Source organism: Jiangella endophytica, from assembly GCF_003427025.1.
In the GTDB taxonomy this organism is placed as follows: Bacteria; Actinomycetota; Actinomycetes; order Jiangellales; family Jiangellaceae; genus Jiangella; species Jiangella endophytica.
In genome coordinates this window covers 17,942-42,489 of record NZ_QVAI01000027.1, presented here as the reverse complement: position 1 = coordinate 42,489, position 24,548 = coordinate 17,942, and the positions used below count along the sequence as shown (strand labels likewise).

At 69.6% G+C, this 24,548-nt stretch carries 16 protein-coding genes and 1 pseudogene; 9 read left to right on the top strand and 8 right to left on the bottom strand.

All coding sequences use genetic code 11. The annotated features are described in order from the left end of the window. The first annotated feature begins 7 nt into the window (after positions 1-7). From DZA62_RS32655 to DZA62_RS32630, 7 genes and pseudogenes are all read left to right on the top strand, one after another. A complete protein-coding gene (locus DZA62_RS32655; protein WP_198664443.1) occupies positions 8-958 on the top strand; it encodes a carbohydrate ABC transporter permease in 951 nt (316 codons plus the stop codon). After that, a complete protein-coding gene (locus DZA62_RS32650; RefSeq protein ID WP_198664442.1) occupies positions 955-1,869 on the top strand; it encodes a carbohydrate ABC transporter permease in 915 nt (304 codons plus the stop codon). Before DZA62_RS32655 ends, DZA62_RS32650 begins: the two co-directional genes overlap by 4 nt. A 100-nt stretch (positions 1,870-1,969) precedes the next feature. Beyond that, positions 1,970-3,370 carry an ABC transporter substrate-binding protein gene (locus tag DZA62_RS32645; protein WP_157988051.1) on the top strand — a complete coding sequence of 467 codons (1,401 nt, stop codon included), beginning with the start codon at positions 1,970-1,972 and terminating at the stop codon, positions 3,368-3,370. Between the two features lie 222 nt (positions 3,371-3,592). Beyond that, positions 3,593-3,694 (top strand): annotated as a pseudogene (locus tag DZA62_RS37750) (fumarylacetoacetate hydrolase family protein); the annotation flags it as partial. Positions 3,695-3,698: 4 nt separating this feature from the next. After that, complete coding sequence (locus DZA62_RS32640; RefSeq protein ID WP_198664441.1) at positions 3,699-6,668, top strand: alpha-mannosidase; 2,970 nt, start codon at positions 3,699-3,701, stop codon at positions 6,666-6,668. Positions 6,669-6,774: 106 nt separating this feature from the next. Continuing rightward, positions 6,775-9,573, top strand: coding sequence for a glycoside hydrolase family 99-like domain-containing protein (locus tag DZA62_RS32635; protein WP_116953153.1), 2,799 nt, complete (start codon positions 6,775-6,777; stop codon positions 9,571-9,573). 91 nt (positions 9,574-9,664) lie between these two features. Continuing rightward, the gene (locus DZA62_RS32630) at positions 9,665-10,825 is read left to right on the top strand and encodes a GDSL-type esterase/lipase family protein (protein ID WP_157988050.1); all 1,161 of its coding nucleotides are present in this window, start codon (positions 9,665-9,667) and stop codon (positions 10,823-10,825) included. A gap of 312 nt (positions 10,826-11,137) precedes the next feature. On the opposite strand, the gene DZA62_RS32625 is transcribed toward DZA62_RS32630, so the two are convergent. The 7 genes from DZA62_RS32625 to DZA62_RS32595 form a co-directional block, all read right to left on the bottom strand. After that, positions 11,138-13,447 carry an FAD-dependent oxidoreductase gene (locus DZA62_RS32625; RefSeq protein ID WP_116953151.1) on the bottom strand — a complete coding sequence of 770 codons (2,310 nt, stop codon included), beginning with the start codon at positions 13,445-13,447 and terminating at the stop codon, positions 11,138-11,140. Then, on the bottom strand, positions 13,447-14,820 hold the full coding sequence (locus tag DZA62_RS32620) for a hypothetical protein (protein WP_198664439.1): 1,374 nt from the start codon (positions 14,818-14,820) through the stop codon (positions 13,447-13,449). The genes DZA62_RS32625 and DZA62_RS32620 overlap by 1 nt, the downstream gene beginning before the upstream one ends. Beyond that, on the bottom strand, positions 14,817-15,560 hold the full coding sequence (locus tag DZA62_RS32615; RefSeq protein WP_116953150.1) for an IclR family transcriptional regulator: 744 nt from the start codon (positions 15,558-15,560) through the stop codon (positions 14,817-14,819). The genes DZA62_RS32620 and DZA62_RS32615 overlap by 4 nt, the downstream gene beginning before the upstream one ends. 67 nt (positions 15,561-15,627) lie before the next feature. After that, the gene (locus DZA62_RS32610; RefSeq protein ID WP_157988049.1) at positions 15,628-17,583 is read right to left on the bottom strand and encodes a hypothetical protein; all 1,956 of its coding nucleotides are present in this window, start codon (positions 17,581-17,583) and stop codon (positions 15,628-15,630) included. Positions 17,584-17,627: 44 nt separating this feature from the next. Further along, complete coding sequence (locus DZA62_RS32605) at positions 17,628-18,503, bottom strand: carbohydrate ABC transporter permease (RefSeq protein WP_116953148.1); 876 nt, start codon at positions 18,501-18,503, stop codon at positions 17,628-17,630. After that, positions 18,493-19,443 carry a carbohydrate ABC transporter permease gene (locus tag DZA62_RS32600; RefSeq protein ID WP_116953147.1) on the bottom strand — a complete coding sequence of 317 codons (951 nt, stop codon included), beginning with the start codon at positions 19,441-19,443 and terminating at the stop codon, positions 18,493-18,495. Before DZA62_RS32600 ends, DZA62_RS32605 begins: the two co-directional genes overlap by 11 nt. Continuing rightward, a complete protein-coding gene (locus DZA62_RS32595) occupies positions 19,440-20,747 on the bottom strand; it encodes an extracellular solute-binding protein (protein ID WP_116953146.1) in 1,308 nt (435 codons plus the stop codon). Before DZA62_RS32595 ends, DZA62_RS32600 begins: the two co-directional genes overlap by 4 nt. 157 nt (positions 20,748-20,904) lie before the next feature. Here DZA62_RS32595 and DZA62_RS32590 point away from each other — a divergent pair, with 157 nt between their 5' ends. Then, on the top strand, positions 20,905-22,515 hold the full coding sequence (locus DZA62_RS32590) for an FAD-dependent oxidoreductase (RefSeq protein WP_116953164.1): 1,611 nt from the start codon (positions 20,905-20,907) through the stop codon (positions 22,513-22,515). 71 nt (positions 22,516-22,586) lie between these two features. Here DZA62_RS32590 and DZA62_RS32585 read toward each other — a convergent pair whose 3' ends face one another. Further along, complete coding sequence (locus tag DZA62_RS32585; RefSeq protein WP_116953145.1) at positions 22,587-23,522, bottom strand: SDR family oxidoreductase; 936 nt, start codon at positions 23,520-23,522, stop codon at positions 22,587-22,589. Between the two features lie 148 nt (positions 23,523-23,670). Here DZA62_RS32585 and DZA62_RS32580 point away from each other — a divergent pair, with 148 nt between their 5' ends. Further along, complete coding sequence (locus DZA62_RS32580) at positions 23,671-24,513, top strand: helix-turn-helix transcriptional regulator (protein ID WP_116953144.1); 843 nt, start codon at positions 23,671-23,673, stop codon at positions 24,511-24,513. Positions 24,514-24,548 lie beyond the last annotated feature (35 nt).

Below are 24,548 nucleotides of genomic sequence, written 5' to 3'. Positions count from 1 at the left end.
GGTGCCAGTGACCAGCAACGTCGCAGGGGTCGGGAGCACAGAGGAGACACAGCTCCGGCGTCGCCCGCGCTGGCGATCTGTCGCACCGCTGTACCTCGCGCTGCTTCCCCTCGCGCTCGTGCTCGGCGTCGTCGAGTACTACCCCGCCCTCAGTGGGATCTGGTACTCGTTCTTCGACTGGAACCCCGGCGGGGACTCACCGTTCATCGGCCTGGACAACTATTCGCGGATGATGGGCGACCACATCTGGTGGCAGTCGTTCCGGGTGCTCGGCGCCATTTTCCTCTTCGCCATCGCATCCTGGGTGTTCCCATTACTCGGTGCGGAGCTACTCATCAGCCTACGCAATGAGCGGGCCGCGTTCGTGTACCGGACCCTGCTCATCGCACCGATGGCCTTCCCCGGCGTCGTGACGGCACTTGTGTGGTCCTTCATGTACCACCCGAACGACGGCGTCATCAACACCATGTTGACCACGATCGGGCTCGGCAACCTCGCGCAGAACTGGCTCGGCGACCCGTCTATAGCGCTCATCGCCCTGCTTTTCGTCGGATTCCCGTTCGTCGCAGGCTTGCAGTTCCTTGTCTTCTACTCGACTCTGCAGAACGTGCCGAAGGAGATCTTCGAGGCGGCGGGGATCGACGGTGTCGGACGCCTACGCAGGTTCTGGCACATTGACCTGCCCCTCATGGCGACCCAAGTTCGGCTCCTGTTCGTCCTCACGATCATCAACACGCTGCAGTACGGCTTCGTCGCCTATCTCCTCACTGCCGGTGGGCCCGACAACGCAACCATGGTGCCTGTGCTCCGAATGCTCAACGTGGCGTTTCAGGGGCAGGACTGGGGATTCGCCGCTGCCCTCTCTACGACGCTCTTCCTCCTGACCCTGGCTTTCAGCGCGATCGCGGCCCTCGTCGGCAGGCGGAGCTCCATCTCGAACGTGCGAGGACGCCGATGACCTTCCATGCAGAGCACCCGGTGATTCCCGCCGAGCCCCTCGACCCGCGGGATCCGGAGCAGAGCACCGGCACGGCGCACACCGCTCAGAAGGGCCGCAACCGGCCCCAGGTCGGCATCATGGTCGCGCTGACGGCGCTGGTGATCGTCGCGTTCTTCCCGTACCTCTTCATGCTGCTCACCTCGTTCAAGTCGAAGGAGCAGTTCGCGGAGCAGTACTGGCTGCCGGCCTGGCCGCTCGCCCTCGACAACTACGGCAAGGCGTTCGAGCAGGTGGCGCCATATCTATTCATGACCTTTCTTGTGGCGGCCGTCTCCGTCGTCGCGATCATCTTCCTCAGCCTGCTGAGCGGCTACGTCCTCGCCCGGTTCACGTTCCCTGGCCGGCAGTTCTTCTTCCTCATGGTCGTGGCCCTGCTGATGGTCCCGAACATCGCCGCCCTCATCCCGCGATTCGCGCTCGCCCGCGACCTGGGAATGCTGAACACCTTCCCCGTGCTCGTGATCCCCTACGTCGCCGGCGGCCTCGTGCTCGGCACGGTCCTCATGAAGACCTTCATCGAGGGCATCCCCCAGGAGCTCTTCGACGCTGCCCGCGTCGACGGTGCGGGGCAAGGCCGGTTGTTCTTCTCGATCATGCTTCCGCTCTCGTTTCCCGTGATCGGCACGGTCGCGCTTATCAACCTCATCGCGATCTGGAACGACTTCTTCTGGCCGTTGCTGACGATCACGGAGAACAGCTTGAAGACAATCTCCGTCGGGCTGCTCTTCTTCCAGGGTCAGAGCGGCACCGACTTCGGGGCCATGTTCGCCGGGTACATGTTGGCGAGCCTGCCGCTCCTGCTGTTGTTCACCTTTTTCTCGAGATACTTCCTCGCAGGCGTCCAGGGGGGCCTGCCGGGATCGCACTGACCACGTTCAGCCCTTGGCCCCAATACGGCACTCAACATACCGATCAAAGGAGTCCGGCATGAGTACCACTAGATCCCTGCGCCTCGGTGTCCTGCTGACAGTGGCCGCGCTCGGCGCCGTCGGCCTCAGCGCCTGCACCGGAGCGGATGAGGCGTCCGGGGACGCCGTGACCATCACGCTCGCCGGCCCGAATCAGTGGAGCAGCGACCCGAGCTCGTTCGGCCCGGAGTGGGAGGAGCTGATCGCGGCGTTCGAAGAGGCCGAGCCGAACATCCAGGTCGAGACGGTCGTGCTGCCTCTTGCCGAGTTCGCGACGACCCTCTCCACTCAGCTCTCGGCAGGCACCGCCCCGGAGCTGATCTTCAACCAAGCCCCCCACACGCCCGACCAGGTGGTGGCGCTCGACGGGTACCTGGAGCAGCCGAACCCGTACGTCGAGGGCAACGAACAGTGGGTGGACGTGTTCAAACCCGACTACTTCGGACCCACCGCCACGAACGCGAGGAACGCCGCAGGAAACTACGAGTTCATCCCGTTCAACCTCTTCATCAGCGGCCTCTACTTCAACGCCGACGCCTTCGCGGAGGCCGGCGTCGACGAGCCGCCCGCGACCTTCGGCGAATTCATCGAGGCCTGCGGCGATCTGAAGGACGCAGGCTACGTCCCACTCGCCCTTGACAACAGCTACGGAGCGCAGAACTCCGTGTACGCGCCGATTCGGTCACAGCTGCAGGACAGGTACTTCGACGAGTGGAACGTTTTCGCCCCGGACGGCACACCTGGCACCTCGGCGCAGATCGGCGCGAAGGGCTTCGCTCACGCCGTGCTGACCGGCGCGCTCGACGCGACGAGTACGCCGGAAATCGCTGAGACCATGCGCTTGATGAAGACCGTCTTCGACGAGTGCGGCACACCGAACTGGTCTGGAGTCACCAGCACCGGCGCATTCACCGGTGGCGAGGACCTCGTCGGCGGCGAAGCGGCCATGGCGTTCGGCTCGAACTTCGCGGCCAGCAACCTCGCCGACGTGGACTGGGAGTACGGCACCATGCCGTTCCCGACGATCACGAAGGACGACTCGCCGCTCTCGACCGACCGTGAGGCGCAGTCCGGCGCGAACGTCGGTGGGACGAGCTACATGATCCCCGCGACGACCGAAGCCGAGCAGCTCGACGCGGCCGTCAAGTTCCTCCAGTTCGTGTCGGCGCCCGAGCGGGTGCAGCCATGGCTCGACGGCACGGGCGGAATCCCGGCGCTCGCAGATGCCACCCCGGCTCCGGGTCTGGAGGGGCTGATGACCGGATCGTGGTTCGAGGCGCCGCGCGTTCCCGCGCGCGCTCTCATCCCGAAGGCCCTCGCCGGCCAAGCCGTCTACACCGGCTATCTGACGGGTTCGAAGTCGCTCGAGGACCAGCTTGCCGAGTTGCAGTCCTCTTGGGTCGAGAACTCGTTCGAGCTCGCAGAGGACGGCGGATGGACCGAGGACTGGGCGACCAGGTAGCAGAACGTCTGAAGGTGGGGCCGGGAAGCCGAGGCGTCCCGGCCCCACCGCTGAAGGAGCTGACATGCAGCTGTACCGGCTCGGCGCGCCGTGCGATGAGATCCCGGTCGCGCGGCTCGGCGGCGACCGCCTCTTCGAGCTCCGCCCACACTGCGCGGACCTCGACCTCGAGTTCCTCGGGCAACGCCTACTGCTCCAGTCGCCCCAAGCACCCGAACGCCGCAGGACTCGGCCACCGCGGATCCTTCCTTCGACGTGGAGCGCATCGTCGACGACCTCAGCCAGGTCATGGTGCTCGAACCCGGGGACCTCGTGAACGCCGGCCATCGTGACTGATCCCGACGGCGTCGCCGCCCTGCTGCGCCGGGTCCGGCGGCTGGTGGAGGAGACCCTCCGGCCAGCGATGAACGCATCGGCGCTCCGCGTCCCCGTGTCGATGTGGGAGACAGCGGGCGAGCCCGTGAGCTGGCGGGTCGCCGTGTCACAGGACTTCTTGCCGATCGAGAAGGGCGAGGCGTGGGGCCGGCCGTGGGGCACCGCGTGGTTCCGCCTGGACCTCGGCGAGGGGGACGGATCGTCGCCGACCGAGCTCGTCGTCGATCTCGGCTTCGACCATGACCGGCCGGGGTTCCAGAGCGAGGCGACCGCATGGGACGACCGAGGACGGATCCTCAAGGCCGTCGAGCCCATGAACGCCCGCATCCGACTCGTGGCGAAGAAGGACCCACCCGGCCCGATCTACCTCGAGGCGTCCGCGAACCCGAACCTCCTCTTCGCCGCCGACGGCACCGGCACTTCGGGGCTCAACAACTCAGCCACTCCTCTCGGGGATCGGCTGACTGCCCCTTCCGAGTCGCTGTACCGGTTCGGCGGCGTCTTGTGGCGCCCGATCGAGCCGACGCTGACGGAGCTGATCGCCGACGTCGAGGTGCTCGAAGGAATCCTGCGCGTGGTCGCGGACGATTCTCGCCGGCACGCCCGCATTTGCGCGGCACTCCGGGACATGCTCGATCTCGTCGACCCCCGCGACCCGGTCGGGTGCGCACCGGCCGCGCGGCGGGTGCTCGAGCCAGTACTTGCCGCCAGCGCGACGGCTAGTTCCGCGATCCTGCATGCCGTCGGCCACGCGCACATCGACAGCGCCTGGCTGTGGCCGCTCCGAGAGACCCGACGCAAGGTCGTCAGGACGTTCGCCAATGTCGTCGCCCTCATGGACGACGACCCCGATCTCACCTTCGTCGCCACCTCGGCGCAGCAGTTCGCCTGGCTCGAGGCCGACGCGCCCGAGCTGTTCGAGCGCGTCGCGCAGAAGATCCGCGAAGGCCGGTTCTTCCCGGTCGGCGGCATGTGGGTGGAGTCGGACACGAACCTGCCATCGGGCGAGTCCCTCGTGCGCCAGTTCGTCGAGGGGACGCGCTACTTCCTCGATCGGTTCGAGATCGAGACGGACGAGGTGTGGCTGCCAGACTCCTTCGGATACACGGGTGCGTTCCCCCAGATCGCCGCGGCCGCCGGAAAGCGTCGTGCGCTCATCCAAAAGGTCTCCTGGAACGACACGAATCGGATCCCGGCGAGCACCTTCACCTGGGAGAGCCGCGACGGCAGCCGCCTCCTCGCCCACCTGCCGTCGGTCGACATCTACAACACCGATCTCCGAGCGGAGGACCTCGTCCGTGCCGAACGGCAGCTGCGCCCGCGCGCTGCCCTGCAGCACACGCTCGTCCCATTTGGATACGGCGACGGCGGCGGGGGGCCGACGCCGGAGATGCTGGCCAGAGGCCGCCGGTCCCGAAGCCTGGAGGGCCTGCCGCGCGTCCGGTTCTCGACGCCTGCGACCTTCTTCGAGGCCGCCGAGGCCGAGGGAGAGCGGGCCGGCGCCACCTGGGTAGGTGAGCTCTATCTCGAGTACCACCGCGGCACGTACACCTCGCAGCGGGCAATGAAGGTGGGCAACCGCGGGATGGAACGTCTGCTGGCCCGTGCCGAGCTCGCCTCCGCGGCGGCCAGTCTCCGCGTCGGGGCTGCTTACCCCTACGACGAGCTGCAGCGTCTTTGGCGGGCCACTCTGCTACTCCAGTTTCACGACATACTGCCCGGCACCTCGATCGCCTGGGTGCATCGGGAGGCGAGAGAACAGTACGCGCGCGAGCAGGAGCGTGCCGGCGCACTCGTCACCCACGCTCTCGCCGCCTTGCCCGACGACGCGGCGAGTTCACCGCCGGCCGCCAGCCGTTCCAGTATCCGTGAAGCGGACGGTCTGCACATCCTCGCCAATGACCGGCTCGTGGTCGTCGTCGACGAGCGAGGGCTGGTCACCTCGGTACGCGACCTCGTCACCGATCGGGAGCTCGTCCCGCCCGACGGTGTCGCCGGTCTGCTACAGGTGCATCCGGACACGCCGGGCGACTACGACGCCTGGGAGCTCGACTCGGACTACACGCGAGTGCGTACGGACCTGCTCGCCGTCGACGCGATCGCGAGCATCGACGACGGCGAGGGATGCGGTATCGAGGTGACTCGGTCGCACGGGCGATCGAGGTTCCGACAGCGTTATCTCCTCCGGCACGGCGGTGACGCACTCGAGATCCGGACGGAAGTCGACTGGCAGGAAACGCGCACCCTGCTCAAGCTCGCCATCGCGCTCGACGAGGCGGCCGAAGTGGCGTCGTTCGGGACGCAGTTCGGGCACATCGACCGCCCGACGATCCGGAACACGTCGTGGGACCGGGCCAGATTCGAGGTCCCGGCCCACGGGTTCGTCTGGGTTGGAACGGCGGGCCAGGGCATCGCCGTATGCAGCGACGCCGTGTACGGTCACGACGTCTCCCGTCAGTCCCGCAGCGGCGGCGGAAGTAGCGTGCAGGTACGGCTTTCACTCCTGCGGGCGCCGCGATTCCCCGATCCGCACACGGATGCGGGCCGGCACATCCTCACCTGCTCGATCCGCGCTGCGGCAGACGTCTGTGACGCGCGAGCTGAGGCGGAACGACTGGAGACCCTGGCGATCGCGCCCCTGCCTGCGGCCGCCGAACTCGTCTCCTGCGCGGACAGGGGGATCGTGATCACCGCGGTCAAACTCGCCGACGACCGCTCAGGTGACCTTGTCGTCCGCCTGTGCGAGACACTCGGCAGACATACCCGGACGCGATTGCAGCTGAAGGTGCCGGCGCGTGCCGGCCACGCGACGGATGCTCTCGAGCGCCCGCTCGACGCGCCGGAGCTCGCGATCGAGCGCGATGCCCTGCGCCTGGAGTTGCGACCGTTCGAACTCGCGACCTTGCGATTCCGGATCGAGTGAGTTCAGCATTACGAACAATGCGACCAGATATTGAATCGCATTCCGAACACCGGTAGGTTCGCACTGCGTGCACCGTGGCGCGCACACCTGACGGACGGGATGAGCGATGAGGGTCATCAGGAAGACGACGGTCGCGATCGTGGGAACAGCAGCGGTCCTGCTCGCGCTCCTGCCGGCGACGGCTGCGACCGCAGGCGACGCGAGACCGGCGGCGGTGAGAGCCCCGGCAGAGACGTCGGCAGTGCCGGACGACGACTACGTGATCGGCACGTACTACTTCTCTGGTTGGTACCAGGAGCCGAATCGGCACTTCTCCAACCCACTGATCAACGGCGGGCGGGATTGGCGTCTCGACGCGCCTGAGCGCGAGCCGGCCTACGGCTGGTACGACGACAGCCAGACCGTCATGGACCAGCAGATCATCGACGCCAGCTCGAACGGCGTCGACTACTTCGTCTTCGACTGGTTCCCCGACCGCCCCGACCTCGACGACCGTGAGGGCGGCATGGGCCAAGGCGGCAGCTACGGGCTGCACAACGGCTTGAACCTGTTCCGGACCTCCCCGAACAAGTCCTCCATGCAGTTCTCGCTCATCTGGGCGAATCATGCGCCTTTCGACATGCAGAGCCTGCGGACCCCCGGCATGACCCAGGCCGCTTACGAGGCCGCCCGCGCCGCCGAGTGGGACACGATCACGGACGAGTGGGTCGAACTCTTCGCCGACCCGCAGTACCTCAAGATCGACAACAAGCCTGTCATCAGCACCTTCGACGTCCAGAGCATGCAGAAGGACTTCAGCACCGGCACGCGCCCGAATCTCAACCCGCATCAGCTGGCCGGCGTTCCGGAGGAGCGTGCGGTTCTGGCGGACGCCATCGCGATCCTGAGGCAGAAGGCCAAGGACGCCGGCTTCGCCGACGTCCTCTTCGGTGCCGGCCTCACTCAGCCCGGCCCGAGCGGCGAATACGTCGCAGCCCACGACCAGGACGACGACGTCTACGACTTCTTCAGCTCCTACAACTGGGCGCCGCTCAAGTGGACCGATCAGCTCGACCTGAGCTACCACAACATGATTCGCTCCCACCACGACTACGTCTGGGACTACTACGCCGCGAACGTGGAACCGGAGACCGACTACATACCCGTGATCTCCGCCGGGTGGGACAACATCCTCCGCACGGATCGTGAACGCTGGGTGGATCAGCACACACCGCTCGAGTTCGGCAGCATGCTCCGGGAGGCCAAGGCGTTTCTGGACGAGCATCCGCAGCAAAGCCTCTCGGGCGGCAGCGACCTCAAGATGGCGGTCATCGCGAGCTGGAACGAGCTCTTCGAAGGGCACGCGATCGTGCCCACGAAGGCCGAGGGCGACGCCTGGGTGTCGCAGGTCGGCGAGGTCTTCGGCACTCGCCCGGCGGCGACCGCGCCGAGTGACGAACTCGCGAGCACGGTGGCGGCGGTCCAGGCCCTGCACGAAGCGCTGCCCAGCCAATCGCCGACCGCACGGCGCAAGGTCGCCACCCTGCTGATCCAGCTTCGCCTGCTGGGACGCTCACTCGAGGTGGGGGACGCGGAATCGGTGCCAGACACGCAGGTGCGGTTCATCACCACGGCTCTGAAGACCCTCGAGCAGTCGGTGCAGGGCCAGCCAGAGGCCTGGCCCGTCGACGCACCCACGTTCCTCAGCAGCGTCCGAACCCAGTGGGACAGCACTGTCGCCGCGATCTACGGCGTACGCGTCGCCGTCGCGGCCTCGGACTACAGCGTCGTGGAAGACCAGGACGTCGCCCTGAACCTCGCCCTCGAGTCCGAGGGGGGCGGGAATGCCACGGCGACGGATGCCGAGTGGACGATCGAGTTCCCGAGTTCCTGGCAACTCGCGCCGCTGCACGTTCAGGGCGTAGCAGGTCAAGTGAACTTCGCTGTGCCGACCGGGACGACCAGCGACGTGAGCTATGTCCTCGACAGCCTCCTGCCGACGCCGTCCACGCTCGTCGGCAGCCTCCAGGACCTGTCCGTCACGGCCGAGTTCACCATCGGCGGGGTTGACCACGTCGCCGAGGTGCCCGTGCAGCTGACCACTGTGCCGCCAGTCGACGCGAAGGTGGTGACGGTCCCGTTCGCGGGCGAGGACAACGTGGCGACGATCTGGCTGGACAACCTCTCAGACGAGCCCATCACCGGCGGACTCGAGCTGGAGGATGTCGCCGGCGTCACCGACGACCTCTCGGACGCGCCGTTCACGCTCCAGCCGCGCGAGCGCCGGAGCGTGGAGGTCACCATCACGAACACACTCACCGAGGCGCAGGACCTCGACCTCGTGTTCGACACGGTTGAGCGGGGGCCGCTCGCGCTGGAGGTCGTCACCGCGCAGCCGCACCAGCAGATCGTCCCGACTTCGGCGGCGCTGGATGCGTCCATACGCAGCACGGGCGTGGTCGAACTCTCCAGCCCGGACCGGTTGCAGGTCGGCAACTCGGCGACGTCATCGGGTGATCTCGAGTACCGGGTCGTGCTCTCGATCCCGCTCGACGGCATCCAGCGTGACCAGGTCTCAACGGCGCTTCTCGACCTCACCCAGTTCCAGTACATCCGGCCCGGCGAGGTTGTCATCGAGCATCTCCCGCCGGCGTCGACGATCACCTCGGCGGCCTACGGAGCGGCGAGCTCCGCCTCGAAGGTGCTCGCGGCCGGCACGTCGGCTACTGATACAACGACCTCGTCGGTACAGTCGGTCGATCTCACTGACTGGGTCAACGTCCAGCTCGACGCAGACGCCACTCATCTCACGGTGCGGCTGCGGATGTCGACGATCACCCCTGGCACGAGCATGATCCGCGCCTATCGCCCCGCGGAATTCACACCGGCGGATGCGCTGGACAGTAGTCTCCTGCGCGTCTGGTGAGCGGGATGATCTGCGGGTGCGCGTTCGCGCACCCGCAGATCTGTCTCGTCGGAGGACACCGAGAGCACCTCGAATCGGCAGAGGAGCACACGTGAACAAGGTCGATCGCGCGATGCTGGACGCAGCCGTGGCCGGCGCCGGGTATCGGGACGAGACCGCGAGCGGCGTGCTCCCTATCCGGCTCTCGCCGAGCGTTGCCGCCCGCGGTGCGGACGACCGCGTGATCCGGCTCTCCCGACAAGCGGCCGGTGTTCGCCTGCGCCTGCGCACGAAGGCGACCCGGATCGAGCTTGAAGTGGAGACCTTCGCCTCGCTCGGACGCCAAGAGCGGCCGTCGGGTCGGCCGACCGTATTCACGGCGATGACGGCGGATCACCGCGAGTCCGTCAGCGTCCCGACGGACGGGCGAACAAGCGTGGACGAGGACGGCGTCTGGTCGCGGGTCGATGGGCGGCGACGCCTGACATTCCACCTTGGTGACGCCTCTGATGACAGGGATGTCACCGTGTGGCTGCCGCATCGAGCCGAAACGAACATCATCAGCCTGCACGCCGACGCCCCGGTCGCGCCGGCTCCGTCGACGCGGCCCAGGTGGGCCCACTACGGCAGCTCCATCTCACACTGCTACGAGGTGGACGATCCCATCGACGCCTGGCCGACCGCTGCCGCAGTGCGCCTCGACGTCGAGCTGAGCTCCTACGCGTTGGCGGGACAGGCCTTGCTCGACCCGTTCGTCGCCAAAGCGATCGCAGCGCAACCTTACGAGGTGATCTCCCTAGAGGTGGGCGTGAACATCGTGAACGGCGACGCGATGCGCGAGCGCGTCTTCGTCCCCGCACTACACGGCTTCCTCGATCGCATCCGTGACGCGCACCCGGAGACGTCCATCGTCGTCATGTCCCCTGTCTACTGCATGCCGCATGAGCACCAGGCGGGCCCGATCCGTCCGGACGGCGCCGGCGGGTTCATCGGCACGACACCGACCGATGACTTACCGCACCTCACAGTCGGCACGATCCGGCCACTCATCGCCGAGGTCGTCAGCGCACGAGCCGACTCCCACCTCCACTACCTGGCGGGCACCGAACTGCTCGGGCCGGGGCACGCCGACCAGTTCACGGACACCCTGCACCCGAATCTGGACGGTTACCGCACGATGACGGCGGCATTCGTGAGTTGGATACGTGAGTTCGGGCTATTCGCCCGCCGGCCTCGACAGCCGCGCCCAGGCCAGCCGCTCCAAGGCTCATAGGCGGTTCACTGAACAACGCCACTCAACCTGCGGAGGCAGAACCGACGGGGATCTCCCGCAAGTGTGAAGATCTGACTGGATCGTCATGCCGCCGAGGACTGAGCCGATCTGCACGACCGATGCGGCGCCGACCACGTCACGGAGCACCCTCGCGCGCCTGCGCGCTCCACCGATCGTCGTGCCGAACGACGCACACGTCTTCACCGACGGCGAGCTTCGCGCCCACCGCGACATGCAATCGAGCCGCGCAGGACAGGCAGTGATCTTGTCGCACGCGCGGCGCCGCATCGGTCGGGTGTGCCGGCTGTGGGCTCAGTGGCAGCGGAGCTGCACGACGGCCGCCGGGCCGGACCCGTGGCCGGCGAGGACATCGACAGCGAGATGGTCGGTCACGAGGGGCGGATCGAACGTGACGGTGTCGCGGGTCTGGTGGTTGCCGGAACGCTCCGCGACCACGGTGTCGCCGACGCGCAGGCGGTAGTCGCGCACGCATGACGGGGTCGTGCGCTCGAGGTGCCCCCACAGCACGGTCTCCATCGGGTGGTCCGGGTCGGTGTCGAACGTCAGCTCGACCCGGGCGATGGTCTGCGGTGAGTCCCAGCGCAGGGTGGCGCTGGGTGCGGGGTCGCCGACGGCCGCGAGCCAGGCGTTGGGGTGCGACGTGGGCCGCGCGTGCCCGTCGACCAGGCTGTCCACCTCCCACGCGCGCAGCGGCGGGTCGGCGGTCACGGCGAGGTTGTGGCCGCCGGGGCGGCGCTCGGGAGTCCAGAACTCGACCCGCGGGCGGCCGACCGCGGGGTCGGCCTCCTGCGTCGACCGGTGCCGCACGGACATGAGCCCGGTGACCCGGGTCAGCGTCGTGTGTACGGCGACGTGCTCGTTGCGCAGCAGCGTCAGGAACACGTAGCGGGGCTCGTCGACGTCCGTGTCGAGGTCGAGCTTCAGCCGCTGACCCGGCCCGGGGGTCAGCGGGAACTCCCGGCTGGCGAGGACGACGTCGGGGGTGTAGTCGTCGGGGCGGTTGCCGGTGCGCAGCTCGACCCGGAGGGTGGTGGGGGCGGCGACGTCGACGGTCAGGCCGAGCTGCGGGACCGGGCCGGCCGGCACCGGCAGCAGCTGCGCCAGAGACGTGTCCAGCGGCGCCGCCGGGCCGTCACCCGGCAGCGAGGACAGCGCGAACGAGCTGGAGGCGGAGAGCCGAGCCCGCCGGGCCAGGTCGTCCGGATCGTCGAGACGGTGCCCGGGGATGTGCTGGCCGGTACGCAGCAGGTCGAGCTGGAGAGCCCGCATCCGGTCCGGCTCGGTCAGCTGCGCCGGAGCCACTCCGTCGCGTACGCAGGCCGCCGCGGCCATCCCGACGGCCTGGCCCAGGTGCGCACTCGTCACCATCACACGGGTGGAGGCGAACGCGACGTGCGTGACGCTGATGATGCGCCCGGCCAGGAACAGGTTGCCGACATCGCGGCTGACCAGGCACCGATACGGCACCTGATAGACCCCGCGGGCGTGCAGATGGTGACTGCCCGCATACTCGCTGAACACGCCGTCGGCCGGGTGCAGGTCGATGGACCACCCGCCGGAGCCGACGGCGTCGTCGTGCGGTCGCTGCTCGACGAGATCCTGCTGGCGCAGCATGTAGAGGCCCTCGAACCGGCGGCTCTCCCGCTTACCCGGGATCAGCCCCACCCACTCCAGCGTCAACGTCTCCGCCTCCGGGAACCGCCCGGAGTTCTTCAGGTGGTTCCAGACGCCGTAGACCACCTTCCACAGCTCCCACTTGATCGCCTCGGTGTCGTGGACGGTGTCCAACCGCCCGCCGTACTCGATCCACCACAGCCGGCACCCCTGCTCCGCCGTGCTGAAACTGCGCCAGCGCGGGATCGCGGTGACGTCGTCCAGGGCGTAGCCGGGCGGGGTGAACGCGACCGGAACCCCGACGTCCTTGGTGTAGAAGTAGATCGAGTGGCCGAGCAGGGCGCCGAATTCCTCCTCCGGCGCGAACAGCTCACCGAACTCCTCCCGCGACTCCGCCCCCATCCGGTACGCCGCACCGGCCAGGAACCCCAGGACACCGTCACCGGACGCGTCGCAGAACAACGGCGCGGTGAGCTCGTACCGGGTGGAGTTCTGGCTGCAGAACGCCGTCACCGACGCGATGTCGGCACCGTCCTTGGTCACGCCCACGGCGGCGGTGTTCAGCAGCAGCGTGATGTTCGGCTCGGACACCACCTTCTCCAGCAGCACGGTGTCGACGACGACCGCGTTGCCCTCGGGGTTACGGAAGAGGTTCTCGACCAGGATCTCGTCGATGACGCCGCCCTCGCGCGACCACCGGTTGTTGTTGGACAGCTGCGCGGTGGCGCCGAGCGCCCACAACCGCACCTCGCTGGACGCATTGCCGCCCAGCACCGGCCGGTCCTGCACCAGCACCACCCTGATGCCGGCCCGCGCGGCGGTGATCGCCGCGCACGTCCCGGCCAGTCCCCCGCCGACGATCACCAGGTCGGCGTCGAGCTGTTCGGTGCGGAAGTCGCGCTGTTCGGTGGCCGGTTCGATGACGAGGAGCGGGCGCTCGGAGCTCACGGGGTGGACGTCCTCACGGATAGGGCGCGGTCGGCGCATCAGGTGTAGAAGAACTGCGCGCTGGCGGTGGTGTCGGTGTCGCTGACGAGACGCACCCAGTGGGCGCTGAACCCGGTCGGGAAGACGTGCGTGATGGTCTGGCCGGGCTCGACGACGAGCGTCTGGCCGGCGGCGAACCGGCCGTGGCCGTGGACGTCGATCTCGATGGTGAACCGTGCGGCGGTGTCGCCGGCGTTCTCGAGGTGCACGCACTTGTGCTCGAACCCCGTCATCAGATACGGGTCCGACGGCTCACCGGCCCGCACCTCGGACAACCACCACGGGCCACCCCACCCGGCCGGCTTCCCGAACCCCCACAGGTCGTCGGTCTTGCCGAACCACAGGCCCGACTGCGGCTCACCCGTCGTCGGGCTCTCGCCACGGCTCGGCGACGCATTGTCCATCCCGGCGACCAGCAGCCCGCGCCACGAGCAGAAGTCACCGAGCACCCACAGGTGCGTCGACACCGGCCGCACGCCCCAGACCCGCCCGCCGTACGCCCACGGCGACAGCTCGTAGAACATGCCGTGGTGGTCCAGCAGGAACCGCTCGTGCTCCACCTCGCGGATCCGCGGCCACTCCGTCTGCCACTTGTGATCGAAGGTGTGCGACGCCTTCGGCAGCCGGTACCGGGTCCACCGGCCGTCGGAGTCGGTGTAGACGGACAGGATGGCCGACGCCTGGTCCCAGCCGGACGCGAAGATCGTCCCGCCGAACTCGTGCCGCCCGCCGATCGCGGTGTACGGCCGTCGCTCCAGGATCCGCCACTCCCGCCCGTCGAACTCGGCCAGCCGGCCCTCAGCCTGCTCGCCGGCCCAGTCGGGCTCGTGGTACTCATTCGAGCAGACGACCAGCCGGCCGAACGCGGTGTAGCAGTCCTTGTAGTGCACGCGGAACTCACCAGCCGAGTCGAGCTCGTCGTTGAGGTCGGCCACCTGCCGGCACTCCAGCGTCCGCACGTCCAGCTCGAACAGCTCGCCCTCCATGCACAGCACGTAGACGAGGTTGTCCGGGTCGGTCAGGTGCCGCGACGTGCCGCAGACCCGCAGCGACTCCAGCTCCGGGACGGTGCGGATCTTGTGGTCGGCATCGATCACGTGCGGGCCGATGACCAGCTGGTTCGACGGGAAGTGCACGAACCGGTTGGAGTACGTCCCGTCGACGCCGACGGTCTCGGGCACCACTTCCATGGAGAAGTCGTCGCTGATGCGGCGCAGGCTCGTCCCGCTGCCGCTGCCCCGCTTGTGCGACACGTAGTTCTCCACGTACAACTTGCCGGCCCACGGCATCAGCGCGCCGACGCCGATCTCGCTGCGCGGCGGACCGAGGTCCGCGACCTGCGCGAGTTGCGGCATGACACCGGAGATGTTCACGTGTCGTCCTTTCCCTTGGCGATCTTCTGAGCGACGTCGACGAGGGCGGTCCGCAGCTCCGGCACCTCGGCGTCGCCGAAGGTGCCGGAGATGCCGACCGCGGCGTAGGGCGGGTCGCCGACGGCCACGGCCACGGTCCGCATGCCGGGGTCGGTCTCGACCAGCGCGAAGCCCTGCTTCCGGGTACGTTCCAGCAGCGCGAGCAGACCCAGATCGCCGTCCAGCTCGGGCGGCGGCGAGTTCAGCTGGAACAGCGACGGCTCGGTCGGCGCGTAGAGCGCCCGGACGTGGTCCTCGGACTCGTGCGCGAGCAGCGCGATCCCGACGCCCGACGACGTCGCCGGGTACGGCACGCCCTGCAACACGTGCGACGACGGGTCCTCCGAGCCGACGTGGTAGAGATAGCTGACCTGGTCGCGCCAGAGCACGCCGAGCGCGACGGCGTAGCCGAACTCGTGCAGCCCGCGCATGTGCCGAAGCGCCAGGTCGACCAGGCCGGAACCGTGCAGGCTCTGCGCCGCCAGCACGTGGATGGCCGGCCCCGGCCGGTAGCGGCGGCCCTCGTCCTGTTCCGCCAGGCCCATCGCGGCCAGCGTGCGCAGCAGCCGGTTGACGCGGGTGGGCTCCAGTCCGAGCCGGCGGGCCAGCTCACGGGTGCCGACCGGGCGCTCGGCGGTGGCCAGGGCCTGCAGGCAGGCGAGGCCGTCCATCAGGGAGCGATTGGGCTGTGCCGGCAACATGTTGCTTTTATAGCACTAACGTCGCCGGGTCCGATAGCGACCGGGCCGCGCCCGCTCGACGCCGCGGTCACGCCGAGAGTCCCAGCGTGAGCTCCAGCGTGCCGGGATGCGTCACGCGGAGGACGTGCTGCCGCCGGGCGTTGTCGGCGAAGAACGTGCGCGACGTCGGGGTCAGCGTCACCGAGCGCGCCGTGCCCCACGACAGGGTCGCGGTGACGCCGTTGCGGACGATGGTGAAGCCGGTGGCGGTGGTGCTCGCCGGCGCGTTGTAGGTGACCGGCGTCGACGACCCGGCGAACGCGAGATCGTCGCCCGGCTGGAGCACGAGCGGGATCATCTCCGTCGCCGCCCCGTCCGCGTTCACGCTGCGCATCAGCCCGGTGTCGGTGAACGTCGTCGTGGTCTCGACGGCGACGCCGGCCGGAGTCTGCCGGATCCGGAAGTCGCCGGTGATCGCGTCGACGCCGCTGTCCGGGACGGCGGTGCCGGCAGTGTCGGTGAACGCCGCCGTCAGGGTGGTCCGGGCGTCGTCGCCGGCGCCGAGCACCGTCGCCCAGAAGTCGTCGGTCACGCCGGCGCCGTTGAGTCCGACGACGACGGCGCCCATCGCCGGGTGCCAGACCAGCTGGACGCCGTTGCGGACCATCGCCCCGGCCCGCTGGCCGAACAACGCGCCGGCGTAGTAGCGCGGGCGGCGGACGAAGACGAACCGCATGCCCAGCACGGTGGTGGAGCGCAGCCGGGTCCACCGCGACGACCGCACGTGCGACAGCAGCGCCTGCCCGGCCTGTTTCTGCGCGAGGGTCGGGCCGGCGGGCGCCGCCGAGACGTGCATCCACAGCCTCGGCGACGTGTCCTGCTTGGCCCGCGCGGGGATCGGCTCGGACGATGACGCCCAGGCGGACCGCTCGGCGGCCCGGTCCTCGCGGCTGGTGAGGAACGCGGCCAGCTTCGGCTGTGCCGCCAGGAACCGGGCGGCGAAGGCGTACCGGTCGGCGGAGTCGGCGACGACGTCCAGCACCGGCGGGCGGGAGTCGGTCCGCGACGACGCCGCGCCCATCCGGATGTAGCCGGGCGCACCCGGCTCGCGCACCGTCGTGTACTGGAAGAAGTCCACCCACGCCGTGGCCTGGGCCTCCAGCTCGGTGCCGCCGATGCGGTCGTGCAACTCGCCCAGGTCGGGCAGCTGGACGCTGAAGTTGTACCCGGAGTCGAAGCCGCGCAGCTCGTAGAACCAGCCGCCCGGGGCCTGGCCGCGCTGGCCCAGCAGCGTCACCCGCTGCCGGACGGTGGCCAGCAGCGCGTCGTCCTGCAGCGCCTCGGCGGCGGCCGCGGCACCGGCCAGGCCCGCTGCGGTCTGGTTGGCCGCGACGATCGGGTTGCTCCAGGGCGCGCCGTTCGACGTGTCGACCAGCCAGGCCGACGACGCCGCGATGGCGTCGCGCATCCGCACCCGCTGGTCGTAGTCCGTGCCCGCCGCGCGCATCTCCACCAGCGCCCGGGCGAGCGCGACGGTGCCGAACCCCGTCGCGGCCAGGCTGTGCTCGGTGATCGAGTACTCGGGGAAGGACCCGTCGTCGTGCTGCAGGCTCAGGTAGTAGTCGACGGCCGCGGACAACCGCGCCTCGAGCGCGGTGTCGCCGTGGTACGGGTTCCAGGGCCGGTCGTTGGCGAGGAACCAGCTCAACGTCGCGACGTGTTCCATGACGCGGGCGTTGAACGGCTCGCTCGGGGTGCGCCACCAGCCGCCGGCCATCCAGCCGTGGTTCGCCGAGCCGTCGGTGACGATGTCGTTCGCCATCGGCGCGAGGATCTTCAGGTATCCGGCGAAGACCTGCTCGTTCGGCGCGAACAGGGCGCGGTCCGGCTCCGCGGGCAGGGCCGGGACGGTGGGCAGCGCCGCGCGGGCGGCGGGCGCGGTCACCAGCGGCAGGGCGGCGCCCAGGGCGGCGGCACCGGTCCCGAGCAGGACGGTGCGCCGGGTCACCAGCGGCGGCACGGGCAGGCGGGTTTCGTCAGTCATCGTCGACCTCCGGAGGCATGGGGACGGGTGGAAGCAGCCGGGCGTCAGCCCTTGATGCCGGTGCGCGCGAGCCCCTCCACGAACTGGCGCTGCGCGAACAGGAACACGATGAGCACCGGGATGATCGTGAGCGCGGTGGCGCCGATCTGGGTGTTGTAGATCGCCTCGCCATAGGTGTCCTGGTACTGGGTGAGGCCCAGTCCGACGGTGAACCGCTCCTCGCTGCGCAGGAAGATGAGCGGCTCGAAGTACATGTTGAACGAGTTGAGGAACTTCATGATCGCGACGGCCGCGATCGCGGGGCCGGACAGCGGGAGGGCGATGCGCAGGAAGATCCCCACCCGGCCGAGGCCGTCGAGCCGGCCGGCCTCCTCCAGCTCGCCCGGGAGGGAGAGGAAGAACTGGCGGAAGATGAAGATCCCGACCACGCACTGCGGGCCGAAGATCGGCACGATGATGAGCGGCCAATGGGTGTCCATCAGGCCCAGCTGCGAGACCCAGCGGAAGATCGGGATGATCGTCACCTCGCTGGGGATCATCAACGCCGAGATGAGCATCAGGAACAGCCCGTTGCGGAACGGGAACCGGATGCGCGCGAAGGCGTAGCCGGCCAGGGCACACACGACGATCGAGCCGATCGTCACGACCACGGCGATGTACAGCGAGTTGGCGTACTGCTGAGCGAACGGCGTGACGGTGAAGATCCGCGAGACGCCGTCGAGGGTCCAGTCCTGCGGGAACAGCCGCGGCGGGACGGCGAAGATCTCGTGCGCGGGCTTGAACGCCGAGAAGACCATCCAGATCGTCGGGTAGACGAACGGGACCGACATGACGGCCAGCAGCAGGTAGAGCGCCGCTTGGGTGGCCACCGAGCTCCACGGCCGGCGGCGGGTGGCCGGCCGGCGGACGTCAGACCTCATCGTGCACCCACCGGCGGCGCGACTGCCACTGCACCAGGGTGAGCGCCAGCGTCACGACGAACAGCAGGACGCCGATCGCGGCGGCGTAGCCGAAGTCGTTCTGGCGGAACGCCGTCTGGTAGAGCAGGTAGGAGATGACGGTGGTCGACCGGCCGGGCCCGCCCGACGTGAGCACCTGGATCGGCACGAACACGTCCATCGCCGCGATCATCGTCACGATCGACACGAGCAGGATCGTCGGGGTGATGAGCGGGATGGTCACCGACCGGAACGTGCGCCACGCCCCGGCGCCGTCGATGCGCGCGGCCTCCTTCAGCTCCGGCGGCACGCCCTGCAGGGCGGCGAGGAACAGGATCATGTTCATCCCGACGCCCTTGAACACCTGGATGACGACGACCGTGACCAGCGCCCACGTGGCGTCACGCAGCCAGTTCGGCCCGTCGATCCCGACCGTCGACAGCGCGCCGTTGATGCCGCCGTTGTCCGCGACCAGGTAGCCCCAGATCAGCACCCACGCGACGGTCGAGACGACGACCGGCGAGAAGAAGAACGCGCGGAACGTCGTGATGCCGCGCAGCCGCTGGTTGAGCAGGATCGCGAGGAACAGCGCGAGCGAGATGTTCAGCACCATCAGCAGGCCGGTGAACGCGAGGGTCGTCAGCAGCGAACCCCACACCACGTCGTCGCCGGCGAGGCGGGTGAAGTTGTCCAGGCCGGTCCAGGTGAACTCGCCGATGAGCGGGTTCCAGTCGTGCAGCGCGAACCAGATCACGAACCCGAAGGGCACCAGCCCGAGCCCGATCACGCCGACGACCGCAGGCGCGACGAAGGCCAGGCCGACCGCCGCGTCGGTCCGGGCCGGTCGCCGGCCCCCGGACCGGCGCGAGCCGACCGCGCCGGTCCGGGTCGTGGCGGCCGTGGCCGTGTCGATGCCGCTCACTCGGCCAGCGTCGGCTCGATCTGGGCGCACAGGTCGGCCAGCACGGCCTCGACGTCCGCGTCCGGCGTCCACATGGCGTCGAGTCCGGCCCGGATGGTGTCGGCCATCTGGCTCAGCCGGGGGTGCCCGACCTTCGTCCGCGCGGCCAGTGCCTGGTCGATCACCGTTCCCTGGAGCTGATCGGGCGTCAGCGACGGCGCGGCGGCCTGCAGCGTCGCCGCGTCCAGCAGCGACTCGCGCGGCGGCGGGAAGAACTCCGCGAGCCTGGCCGCGTTCTCCGGGCTGGTGAAGAACGCCAGGAAGTCCGCCGCCGCCTCGGGGTTCTCGCCGTTGGCGACGACGCCGACACCGGCCTGGCCGATCACCGGAACGGTGCCGGCCGGGCCGTCCGGCAGCGGCAGGAAGTCCCACGCGAAGGTGTCGCCGAGACCGGCGGAGAGGCTCAGCTGACCCATCCGGAAGGCGGCCTGGCCGGAGGCGAAGTCGACGGCCTCGCCGACGGCCGGGAAGGCCCGGTCCTGGTAGACCCGCTCGTGGTACCACTCGAGGAAGCCGACGGTCTCCGGGCTGGTGTACTGACAGGTGGTGCCGTCCTCGCTCCACGGGCGGGCGTCCCAGGCCAGGCCGATCGGCATGATGGCGTCGTTCGGCAGGGCGTAGGGGTCGTCGACGCTGAGCTGGATGCCCGCGACGCCCTGCGCGGCGACCGTCGCGGCGGCGACGCCGGCCAGCCGGTCCCAGGTCCACTCGCCGGCGGCGATCAGGTCACGGGGGTTCGGCTGGCCGGCCGCGGTCACCAGGTCGAGGTTGGCGTAGATGCCGAACGGGCTGGTCGAGAACGGGTAGGCGTAGGTGGCGTCGCCGTCGGTCCACAGGTCCATCGCGTTCGGCGCGAGGTCGCCGGCGTCGTAGCCCTCGGCGTCGGCGAAGACCGGCGCGACGTCGGCGAGGACGCCGCTGGAGACGAACTCGTCGGCGTAGGACTCGGTGACCCAGATGAGGTCCGGCGAGTCGCCGCCGGCGATCTGGGTGGTGATGGCGCTGACGTAGGTGCCGTCGGTGATGGCGTCGAACTCGACGCCACTCACCTCGTCCGGGTGCTGGTCGACGTAGGCGTCGGCGATCTCCTGGAAGATCGCGTGGTGCGCGTCGTTGCCGCTCCAGGTGGTCATCCGTAGTTCGACGGGACCGCCCGCCGCCTGCTCGGCGTCGTCGCCGGAGCACGCGGTGAGGACGACGGCCACGGCGCCGGCCGTCGCGACGGCGACGGCCCTGGGCGATCGGCTTCGGAGTGTGAGCCTCATTGCTGCAGTTCCTCCTCGACGGCGGCGCTCGGGGGGACGAGAGCGCATCGTGTTGCTGTTATAGCATTACGGGTGTTGCTTTTATAGCAGTACTCGGTGCGCGGCGGTAGAGGTGCCGCGACACAGACCGATCGACGAAGGTGGGTTCAACGTGGAGATCGAGGCGGACATCGCCATCATCGGCGGCGGACTGGGCGGGGTCTCCGCCGCGCTCGCGGCCCTCGAAGCGGGCCGCCGGGTCGTGCTCACCGAGCCCACCCGCTGGCTGGGCGGCCAGCTGACCAGCCAGCTCGTCCCCACGGACGAACACCTGTTCATCGAGAAGGACGGCGCCAACCGCTCCTACCGCGCGTTCCGGGACGGACTGCGCGACCACTACCGCGCCCGGTTCCCGCTCACCGACGCCGCCCGCGCCGACCCGTACCTCAACCCGGGCGCCGCCTGGGTCAGCCCCATCAGCACGGACCCCCGCGTCGCGGTCACGCTGATCGACCAGCTGCTGCTGCCATACGTCGGTTCGGGCCGGTTGACGGTGCTGCTGGAGACCTCCCCCGAGCGGGTCGCGACCGACGGCGACCGCGTCACGGGCGTGCGCGTGGTGTCACAGCGCGGCGCCACCGACCTCGTCGCGCCGTACGTGCTCGACGCGACCGAGCTGGGCGACGTCCTCGACCTCGGCGGCGTCGAGCACGTCTCCGGTCGCGAGTCCCGGGAGATGACCGGTGAGCCGAGCGCCGCCGGCACCGCCGACCCGACCGACATGCAGGGCGTCACGTGGTGCTTCGCCGTCGACCACCTGGACGGTGAGGACCACACGATCGACCGGCCGGCGGACTACGCCAGGTTCCGCGACTGGCACCCGCACCAGATGGACGGCAAGCGGCTGCTCGGCTGGGAGGACGGGCTCGACGCCGGCGGCCGGCCCACCCGGGTCTGGCGGATGGATCCCAACCCGGACGACGACCCGTTCGCCGTCGACCTCGACCACCGCAACATGGGCCCGTCACCGAACCTGTGGACATACCGGCGGATCGCCGCGCGCCGGCAGTTCCGCGACGGCTTCTACCGCAGCGACGTCGTGGTCGTGAACTGGCCGATGAACGACTACGTCGGCGGGCCGCTGTTCGGTGTCCCGGACGCGGCCGAGCACTGGGCCGGCGCGAAGGCGCTGAGCCGGTCGCTGCTGTACTGGCTGCAGACCGACGCGCCCCGGCCCGACGGCGGCACCGGCTGGCCGGGCCTGCGGCTGCGGGCCGACGTCGCCGGCACCGACGACGGGTTCGCGATGCACCCGTACATCCGCGAATCCCGGCGCGTCCTGGCACTTCGGACGATCGTCGAGCAGGACGTGTCGGTCCGGTATCGCGGCGACCGTGGCGCCGAGACCTACCCGGACAGCGTCGGCGTCGGCCACTACTTCTGGGTCGACCGGCACTCCTCCACCGTCAGCGGACGCCACCCCGGCGACCGCCCGCAACCGTTCGAGATCCCGCTCGGCGCGCTGGTGCCGCGGCGGGTCCGCAACCTGCTGCCGGCCGCCAAGAACATCGGCACCACCCAGATCACCAACGGCTGCTACCGCCTCCACCCGGTGGAGTGGTCCATCGGCGAGGCGGCCGGCGCGCTGGCCGCGTTCTGCCTGGACCGTGGCACCGAACCGCACGCCGTCCACGGTGACGCCGCACTGCTGGCGCAGTTCCAGGACGTCCTCGTCCGCCGCGGCGTGCAACTGCGGTGGCCGGCGGACCTGCGGTGGAACGATCGGTAGCGCCGCTGCCAAGGTGGCTCGCCTGCCGCCACGGCTGATGAGGCGTTCCCGGATTCATCACCGTGCCCCGGTCAGACGGGGAACCGGACACCGACCAGGCCCTCGGAGACGTCCCAGAGCCTGCGCGCGTCGTCCGGGTTGCGCATGGGGGTCCACAGATCCCGCCGAGCAGGCGCGCCGCCGAGGTTGCTCCGTCCGCTGGGGCCGTAGAACTCGCTGCCCCGCGAGTCCGCACCCGTCGCGGCCAGCAGCGCCGGCAGCGCCGCGCTGTCGACGGTGCCCGTGACGCCCACCCGGGAGAGCAGGCGGATCAGGCGGACCGAGCCGGTGTCGCGCTGCCGCCCCATGCCGGGCTGCGCGGCGAGCAGGTTCGTGGGCGAGACGCCCGGGTGGGACAGGTTGCTGGTGATGCCCCACCCCGCCACGGCGCTGCGCTGGTCGAGTTCGAGGGCGAACAGAGCGACCGCGATCTTCGACTGGCTGTAAGCCTTGCGTACGTCGTAGGTGCGCTCCCAGTTCAGGTCGCCCCAGTTGATCGCGCCGCTCCGGGCGGCGATGCTCGTCTGGTGCGTGACCCGGGCCCGGCCCTGCCGCAGGAGCGGCAGCAGGCCCAGGGTGAGAGCGAAGTGCCCGAGGTGGTTGGTGCCGAACTGCAGCTCGAAGCCGTCCTCGGTGAGCTGCCTGCTGGGCGGTGTCATCACGCCGGCGTTGTTGACGAGCAGGTCGATCGGCCGGCCCTCGCCCACGAGCTGGTCCGCGAGGGCGGCCACGGAGTCCAGTGAGGACAGATCGAGGGCCCGGGTGGCGATCTTCGCGCCCGGCACGAGACCGCGGACACGCTCCGCGGCCTTCTCGCCCTTGGCCGTGTTCCGGACCGGCATGATCACCTCCGCGCCCGCCCGGGCGAGGCGGGTCGCGATGACCAGCCCGATGCCGTCGCTGGCACCGGTGATGACGGCGATCCTGCCGGTCTGGTCGGGGATCTCGATGTCGATGGTGCGAGCCATGGGTGGTCTCCTTCGTGCATCAGGTCGTAGGTCCATGCTGGGAGCTCGCCGCGGGCGGATTCAGGGCTCGCTGATCCACGGATCGACGATCCGTGGTTGCCGCGACGCCCAGGCGGTAGAAAGGTCCAAACGACGAGAGGGACCACCCATGGTGATCGACCGGGCCGGGCTCGCGGCGTTCCTGCGGCGCCGCCGGGAGTCGCTGCAGCCCGAGGACGTCGGCCTCCCACGCGGGCGGCGCCGCAGGACCAACGGGTTGCGGCGCGAGGAAGTGGCGTCCCTCTGCCACATGTCGACGGACTACTACGCGCGGCTGGAGCGCGAGCGGGGCCCGCAGCCGTCCGAGCAGATGATCGCCTCCATCGCGCAGGGCCTGCACCTCTCCCTCGACGAGCGCGACCACCTGTTCCGGCTCGCGGGGCACAACCCGCCGGTCCGGGGCGCGGCCAGCGACCACATCAGCCCCGGCCTGCTACGCACGCTCGACCGCCTCGACGACACCCCCGCCGAGATCATCACCGAGCTGGCGGAGACCCTGCGCCAGAGCCCTCTCGGCGTCGCGCTCACCGGCGACACGACCCAGTACACCGGGCCGGAGCGCAGCCTCGGCTACCGCTGGTTCGCCGACCCCGCCACCCGGGACCGGTACGCACCCGACGACCACCCGCTGCTCTCCCGGATGTTCGCCTCCGGACTGCGCGCCGTCGTCACGTTGCGGGGTCCCGACTCCAAGGCGGCGCACTACGCCGGCCTGCTTCTCGAGCGCAGCGCGGAGTTCCGCGCCCTCTGGGACCAGCACGAGATCGGTGTCCGTCCCCACGAGGTGAAGCGCTTCATCCACCCCGAGGTCGGCCTGCTGGAACTGCACTGTCAGGCGCTGCTCGACCCCGACCAGTCGCACCGCCTGCTGATCTACACCGCCGTCCCCGGCAGCGAGAGCTACGACAAGCTGCGGCTGCTCTCCGTCGTCGGCGCGCAATCGCTGGGCTGACGCCCCCGGCCGACGGCCTGGCCGGGCCCGGCCGG